At 33.0% G+C, this 7726-nt stretch carries 9 protein-coding genes; 7 read left to right on the top strand and 2 right to left on the bottom strand.

Annotation, left to right across the window (positions count from 1 at the left end; all coding sequences use genetic code 11):
• On the bottom strand, nucleotides 1-1658 hold a 1658-nt coding region (locus AADI82_RS11955; RefSeq protein ID WP_341216662.1), incomplete at its 3' end, for a class I tRNA ligase family protein.
• Nucleotides 1659-1805: 147 nt separating this feature from the next.
• Between AADI82_RS11955 and AADI82_RS11950 the strand changes: the two genes are divergently transcribed.
• From AADI82_RS11950 to AADI82_RS11925, 6 genes are all read left to right on the top strand, one after another.
• Nucleotides 1806-2720, top strand: a complete 915-nt coding sequence (locus AADI82_RS11950) for an EamA family transporter (RefSeq protein ID WP_341216661.1) — start codon at nucleotides 1806-1808, stop codon at nucleotides 2718-2720.
• A 159-nt stretch (nucleotides 2721-2879) separates the two neighbouring features.
• Nucleotides 2880-3758, top strand: coding sequence for a permease-like cell division protein FtsX (locus AADI82_RS11945; RefSeq protein ID WP_341216660.1), 879 nt, complete (start codon nucleotides 2880-2882; stop codon nucleotides 3756-3758).
• Nucleotides 3759-3831: 73 nt separating this feature from the next.
• Complete coding sequence (locus AADI82_RS11940) at nucleotides 3832-4086, top strand: DUF3098 domain-containing protein (RefSeq protein WP_034041911.1); 255 nt, start codon at nucleotides 3832-3834, stop codon at nucleotides 4084-4086.
• Nucleotides 4086-4883 carry an undecaprenyl-diphosphate phosphatase gene (locus tag AADI82_RS11935; RefSeq protein WP_341216659.1) on the top strand — a complete coding sequence of 266 codons (798 nt, stop codon included), beginning with the start codon at nucleotides 4086-4088 and terminating at the stop codon, nucleotides 4881-4883. The genes AADI82_RS11940 and AADI82_RS11935 overlap by 1 nt, the downstream gene beginning before the upstream one ends.
• 1 nt (nucleotide 4884) lies before the next feature.
• Nucleotides 4885-5601 (top strand): tRNA pseudouridine(55) synthase TruB, encoded by a 717-nt coding sequence (truB, locus tag AADI82_RS11930; RefSeq protein WP_341216658.1) that lies wholly within the window; start codon nucleotides 4885-4887, stop codon nucleotides 5599-5601.
• Nucleotides 5602-5654: 53 nt separating this feature from the next.
• A complete protein-coding gene (locus AADI82_RS11925) occupies nucleotides 5655-6371 on the top strand; it encodes a TonB family protein (protein WP_341216657.1) in 717 nt (238 codons plus the stop codon).
• Here the strand turns inward: AADI82_RS11925 and AADI82_RS11920 are convergent.
• Entirely contained in the window at nucleotides 6355-6972 is a 618-nt protein-coding gene (locus tag AADI82_RS11920) for a thioredoxin family protein (protein WP_341216656.1), read from the bottom strand. The genes AADI82_RS11925 and AADI82_RS11920 overlap by 17 nt on opposite strands.
• 145 nt (nucleotides 6973-7117) lie before the next feature.
• Here AADI82_RS11920 and AADI82_RS11915 point away from each other — a divergent pair, with 145 nt between their 5' ends.
• Entirely contained in the window at nucleotides 7118-7684 is a 567-nt protein-coding gene (locus AADI82_RS11915; protein ID WP_341216655.1) for a DNA-3-methyladenine glycosylase I, read from the top strand.
• Nucleotides 7685-7726 lie beyond the last annotated feature (42 nt).

Here is a 7726-nt window from a genome sequence, read left to right as displayed (position 1 = left end):
TCCCAAGCCCAAACTGTTGCATTGCCTAGTGGTGGTTCGCCTGTTTCGGTTGGTAAATATTTTTCAACTTCTGGGAGTTTAATCGGTAAATGTTCTGCATCAATCATCTGTGGCATCCCATCTACATAATACACCGGAAATGGCTCACCCCAATATCGCTGACGCGAAAACACCGCATCACGCAAACGGTAATTGGTTTTTCCTTCACCTTGACCAATCTGCTCCAATTCGTAAATAGCACGTTTGGTTGCTTTTTTATAATTCATGCCGTTTAGGAAATCACTATTTCCAATTACGGTTTTTTCTTTATCTGAAAAGGCTTCTTCTGAAATATCAACCCCTTCAAAAATATTAGGAATTGGTATATTAAAATGTTTTGCAAAATCGTAATCACGCTGGTCGCCACATGGCACAGACATGACTGCTCCTGTTCCATAGCCCGCTAAAACATAATCGCCAATCCAAACCGGAATCGGTTCTTTTGTAAACGGATGCTCTGCATAAGCGCCTGTAAATACGCCTGAAATGGTTTTTACATCTGCCATTCTATCACGTTCACTTCGCTTTGCGGTTGCTAAAACATAAGCTTCAACTTCAGCTTTTTGTTCTGGAGTTGTTATTTGAGATACGAGTTCGTGTTCTGGGGCGAGTGTCATAAAACTAACCCCGAAAATGGTGTCGGGTCTTGTAGTAAAGACATCTATTTTGTGAGACCCTTCGACTGCGCTCAGGGTGACATTCTCGTTTTCTGAATTGGCAGATTGCTTCGCTTCGCTCGCAATGACATTGAACGATACACTTGCACCAACAGATTTTCCAATCCAGTTACGCTGACTTTCCTTTAAAGAATCCGTCCAATCAATTTTTTCTAAACCTTGAAGTAAACGTTCTGCATAAGCAGAAATTCGCATACTCCATTGCGTCATTTTCTTTCTAATTACTGGATGGCCACCACGTTCTGAAACACCGTTTACAATTTCATCATTTGCTAAAACGGTTCCTAATGCTGGACACCAGTTTACTTCGGTTTCAGCTAAATAGGTTAATCTATATTGTAGTAATATTTGTTGTTGTTTTGTCGAATCAAAAGCGTTCCATTCTTCCGCAGAAAATGGTTCAATGTTATCATCGCAAACGGCATTGACGTTTCCGTTTCCATCTGAAGCAAACAGTTTTTCTAATTCTGAAATGTCTTCAGCTTTATCCGCATCATTATTATACCAAGAATTGAACAATTGAATAAAAATCCATTGTGTCCATTTGTAATAATTGGGATCGGATGTTCTAACCTCACGCGACCAATCAAAAGAAAACCCAATTTGATCTAATTGACGACGATAGGTTTTAATATTTTCGGCAGTCGTAATTGCTGGATGTTGCCCTGTTTGAATGGCATATTGTTCTGCAGGTAACCCAAAGCTATCATAACCTTGCGGGTGCAACACATTAAACCCTTGGTGGCGTTTGTAACGCGCATAAATATCTGAAGCAATATACCCTAACGGATGCCCAACATGTAAACCTGCGCCACTTGGGTAAGGAAACATATCTAACACATAGTATTTTGGTTTATCACTACCATTTACGGCTTTAAAGGTTTGGTTATCTGCCCAATATTTTTGCCATTTGGCTTCAATTTCGTTGAAATTGTATTTCATCATCGTCTCTTTTAAGAAGTTGCAAATTTACGCTTTATAAACAAACTGAAAAATCTTTGGTTTTAATAAATATTCCTGTTTATTTCTATTTAAATGAAATTATAGAATAATAGATTTACTTTTGAATTTATTTTGAAAATTTAACCCTTGAATAAAAACATACTTAAAGCACATTTAGCACTACTTGGAGCCAATTTAATCTATGGTGTTAACTACATTATAGCCAAAGGCATTATGCCACAAAAAATTGGTCCTTCGGCATTTGTTTTTATTAGATTAGTTTGTGCTACTGCACTATTTTGGATTTTAAAAGCTCTTGTATTCAAAGAGAAAATATCTAAAAAAGATTTTCCTCGATTAATACTATGCGGACTATTAGGAGCTGCAGCAAACCAACTCTTGTTTTTTCATGGTATTAATTTAACTTCACCTGTTGATGCGTCAATAATAATGACAACCACTCCTGTTATTGTTCTCGTTTTTAGCTTCTTTCTTCTTAAAGAAAAAATTACTCCAAGAAAGCTATTAGGTATAAGTATTGGAAGTATTGGCGCAATAATATTGATTTTATATGGAAATAATTCAGGTGGTACCAGTTCTTTTCTTGGTAACCTATTAGTTATTTTAAATGCTAGTTGTTATGGTCTTTATTTAGTTGTTGCAAAACCATTAATGAAAAAATATCATCCTATAACCGTAATAAGTTGGGTGTTTTTATTTGGTTTTATATTTATGCTTCCTTTTGGATTGAGTGATATCATTTCAACAGATTTTTCATCATTTAATTTAAACACCTATTTAGTTATTGGTTTTGTTGTTTTATTCACAACGTTTTTCGCTTACCTATTTAACATTTACGCACTTAGCTATGTTTCTCCGTCTGTAAATAGTAGTTATATTTATTTACAGCCTGCCATTAGTTTTATTATGGTTAGTATTTATGCCAATGTTTTAATGCAGAACCAATATGCTAATGATATTAATTTAATAAAAATTGGCTGTTGCTTAATGGTTATTGTTGGCGTATATTTATTGAGTAAATCGCCTAAGAAATTAGCTTAATTACAACAAATTGGATCTATTTTAGTTTATATAAATATATCTTGAATGACATTTTGATGCTTTAGGAACATCAATTTTAAATGAAACCAAAAGACTTTTAGCCTTTTGAAGTTTTATTAGAATACTTTATTATTTTTACACAATTAATCCAATTACCTTATGAGTTCATCTTTTGAAAAACACCAAAAACGCAGACTTATTTCTTCATATTTTTCGGTGGTGTTAAGTATTGCTTTAGTTTTGTTTTTATTGGGTTTATTGGGCATGCTTATTCTTAATGCTAAAAAAGTTTCCGATCATTTTAAAGAACAAGTTGTGGTTACCATTTATTTAAAAGATAATGCTAAAAATGTAGAAGTTAAACAACTTGAGAAAAGTTTGGCTATGGCAGATTATGTAAAATCTACCGAATATGTTTCGAAAGAACAAGCTGCCGAATTTATGAAAGCTGAAAATGGCGAGGATTTTATGGATTTTGTAGGTTACAATCCGTTACAAAACTCTATCGATATTCATTTAAAAGCAGATTTTGTAACCTCAGAACATCTTGAAAAAATTTCGGCAGAAGCGATAAATAAAAACTTTGTTGATGAAGTCACTTATGATAACGATTTGGTTAATTTAATGAACGACAACGTTAAGAAAATTAGTTTTTGGGTGCTTGTCATTAGTGCTATTTTTACTTTAATTGCTGTATTATTAATTAACAGCTCTATAAGGTTAGCGGTTTATTCTAAGCGTTTTACAATAAAAACCATGCAAATGGTTGGAGCTACAAAGCAATTTATTCGTCGCCCTTTTGTTTGGAAAAGTGTACGTTTGGGTATCATTGGAGCTGTTTTAGCCTTAATAGGTATGGCAGTAGTTTTATTTTATCTTAATAAAACATTTACCGAACTAGAGTTATTAAGCAATCCTGTTTTAGTTAGCCTATTGTTTGTTTTTATATTTGCTTTAGGCATCATTATAACTTGGATTAGTACGCATTTTGCAACCCAACGATTTTTAAATTTAAAAACAGACCAGCTGTATTATTAGATAATTTACAAAGGTGTTAACATTACTTTTTAAATAAATCCGTTAATTTGCATATCTACTTTACACAAGAATTATGGGAGAGAAAAAACGAAAAGAAAACACAAAACCAGTATTTGTTTTTGGTAAGAAAAACTATAAATTTATGTTTATTGGTTTAGCTTGTATTGCTTTAGGTTTTATACTAATGTCTGGCGGTGGTAGCGACGACCCTAATGTTTTTAATCCTGAAATTTTTAGCTGGAGACGTATTAGGTTAGCCCCCACTTTAATTTTGATTGGTTTTGGCATTCAGGTTTATGCTATTCTATTGAATCCAGATAAAAAGTAATGGATATAATCGACTCTATTATCCTTGGTATTATTCAAGGTCTTACCGAATTTTTACCTGTATCATCAAGCGGTCATTTAGAACTAGGGAAAGCCATTCTTGGTGATAATTCTGTGCCAGAAGAAAGCTTACTATTTACCGTAGTATTGCATTTTGCAACTGCATTAAGCACCATAGTAGTTTTTAGAAAAGATATTTTAGACATTATAAAAGGCCTTTTAAAATTTAAGTGGAATGAAGATTTGCAATTTGTTAGTAAAATTGCCATTTCTATGATTCCTGCTGCAATAATTGGCTATAGCTACGAATCTCAATTTGCTGAGTTATTTGGCAGTAACATAAAACTTGTTGGCTTTATGCTTATAATTACGGCACTTCTGCTTTATTTGGCAGACAAAGCTAAAGACACCAACAAAAAAGTAACTTTTCAAAATGCTTTTATTATAGGTGTTGCCCAAGCTATTGCAATGCTTCCTGGAATATCTCGTTCGGGAGCCACCATATCAACATCAGTTTTATTAGGGAATGACAAAACCAAAGCAGCTCGTTTTTCGTTTTTAATGGTTGTACCATTAATTTTTGGTAAAATTGCTAAAGATGTTTTAAGCGGAGATATTTCGATGGAAAGCCATAATATCACATCGCTTACTGTAGGGTTTCTTGCTGCTTTTGTGGCGGGTTTATTTGCCTGCACATGGATGATTGCTTTAGTTAAAAAAAGCAAACTTACTTACTTTGCTATTTATTGTGCCATTGTTGGCATTATAACTATTGTGTTTTCTTTACTAAATTCATAACATGATTTTGAAAGAAGAATATCTTTCCGGGCAAGTTTTACTTATCGATAAGCCTTTAAATTGGACCTCATTTCAAGTGGTAAACAAACTGCGTTGGGAAATCCGTCAAGCTTTTAATATTAAGAAAATAAAAGTAGGTCACGCTGGTACTTTAGATCCTTTAGCTACTGGTTTATTAGTGATTTGTACTGGGAAAATGACTAAGCAAATTGACACCTTTCAGGGTCAAATAAAAGAATACACAGGCACTTTTACTTTAGGAAGCACAACGCCCTCTTTTGATTTAGAAACCGAAGTAAATGAAACTTTTCCAACTGAACATATTACACCAGATTTAATACACGAAGCTACTAAACAGTTTATTGGTGAGATTCAACAATATCCTCCCATATTTTCAGCATTGAAAAAAGACGGAAAACGTTTATACGAATTTGCAAGAGCAGGAGAATCTGTAGAAATTAAGCCAAGAACTGTAAACATTCAAGCATTTGAAATTACTAAAATTGATACTTCGACTGCGCTCAGTACAGGCTCAATAAATATTAACTTTAGAGTGGTTTGTAGCAAAGGCACTTATATACGTTCTTTAGCTAACGATTTTGGTAAGGTCTTACAATCTGGCTCGCATTTATCATCACTTCGAAGAACAAAAATTGGTAATTTCAATGTAGACCATGCTGTTTCGATTGAAACCTTCATTGCGTCTCTAAAAGGCTAATTTGTTTATTTTTACGTATATTTCATATACAATTACTGTAAATTGACTCAGATTTGAACCTAACAAATCAACATAAAGCCCTACTTATAACGCTTCTCTTAACGGGAACTGTTGTCCTTTCTATTTTTAATTTAGGATTAAAAAAGCAAAGTGAATTCATTTCTGAAAGTTACTATGAAATGGAACCTGAAGAAGAACTTACCGAAGAAGAAATCAAAATACTTGAAGCCTTAGAACAATTAAATGCTAGTAAAGCTGAAACCAATAATGCTTTTAACGAAACTAGCAATAATAAACATTTTGCTGAGGCTTATAAACCCATTGCGCCACCTGAAGATTATGTACCGAAAAATAACAATGCATCAGAACAAAATGAAGCCTTTAAAAAAGAATATGATAAACTTGATGATTCTAAACTAAACACCGAGGAACTTTCCTCCTTTAGTAAAGTAAATGATTTATTAAAAAAACAGCAAGACGAAGGCGCAAACACAAAAAGTACGATTAGTTTTTCGTTAGTCGATAGGAAAAAAGTTTACATTCCAATTCCTGTTTATTTATGCGAAATTGGCGGGAAAATAGTTGTAAATATTACAGTAAATGCTAAAGGAAATGTTACTGATGCCTATATTAACTCGTCATCATCTACATCAAACGAATGTTTGACCGAGCATGCTTTAGAATATGCAAAAAAATCTCAGTTTAGCACAGATACTACTAAAAAAAGCCAAATTGGGTCTATTACGTTTTACTTTATAGACAAACGGTAGGTTGTAATTCGCACAATATTTCAGTAAGGTTTTTTATTACATTTTGCCCTTTATCGTTATTATACCAATGCTGTAAATCTTCTTTAAATTCTGGAGTTAGCGTTCCATATTTTGCTTTAAATCGATTCACATAATTTGTGGCCTCAGTTGGTCTTGGTCCATAAGTATTTAATACATTTCCAGAGGCGTTATCAATCATTATTAATTTAGGAATAGCTCTACCACCATTTGTTAAAAAAGCATCCATTAACCCTAAGTTTTCATCACGAAGTACAATTCTTAAGTTAATCTTATCGTTTAACTCTGCTACTTTATTTATTGCTGGTACAATATGTGCAGCGTCTCCACACCAACTCTCGGTAATTAGCAACCAAGTAATATCTTCTTCAAAAGCTTCAATTTTATATTTAGCGTCGTCAGAAACTTTTATAGTTTTATCCCAACGCTTCATACGTCTATCGTTAAGCTTTGTATAGTTTATCAATGCTTCTGTTTTTTCTAATCCTGTAGTCGAGTTTTCTTCAACCAACCGTTTTACTAAACTTCTATACTCATTGTAAGATATACTATGCTCTAAACTATTTTTTATAATAGAATCCATGATTTATTTTTTATTGGAACAAAACTTGACGATACAAATTTAGTATCTTGGTATTTTATTTAAGATGATATTTGTCATGTTTTAAATTTAAACCTTACAGCCTATAATGGGTACTTAATTATTAATCTTCATTTTTTAATAGCTTATGGTAGAAAAACATAGATGTGGTTGGTGTGTTGGTGATGATTTATATGAAGCTTATCACGATAAAGAATGGGGTGTTCCTGTATATGATGATGCGACTCTTTTTGAGTTTTTAATTTTAGAAACTTTTCAAGCTGGTTTAAGTTGGATTACTATTTTGCGTAAACGCAAAAATTTCAGAAAAGCCTTTGATGGTTTTGATTATAAAATAATAGCCAAATACAACCAAGATAAAATTGATGCTTTATTACAAGATGCTGGTATAATTAGAAATAAATTGAAAGTAAAAGCTACCATTACCAACGCTCAAGCTTTTATGAAAATTCAAAAGGAATTTGGTTCGTTCTCAAAATATATTTGGGGTTTTGTTGATGGGAAACCTATTAAAAACAAACTTAAAAACTATAAAGATGCACCAGCAAACACTGCGTTAAGTGATGCTTTAAGTAAAGATTTAAAAAAGCGCGGATTTAAATTTGTGGGCTCTACTGTGGTTTATGCGCACATGCAAGCCACAGGTATGGTAAACGACCATGAGGTTGGGTGTTTTAGGTATGGGGAGGTTTAATTGAAAAATGACTTGTATATGGTTAGCATGAGTATAGTGCTA

It is taken from the genome of uncultured Wocania sp., from assembly GCF_964021735.1.
Lineage (GTDB): Bacteria > Bacteroidota > Bacteroidia > Flavobacteriales > Flavobacteriaceae > Wocania_A.
The sequence above is the reverse complement of the archived record's forward strand: the minus strand, read 5'-3'. Positions and strand labels throughout refer to the sequence as shown.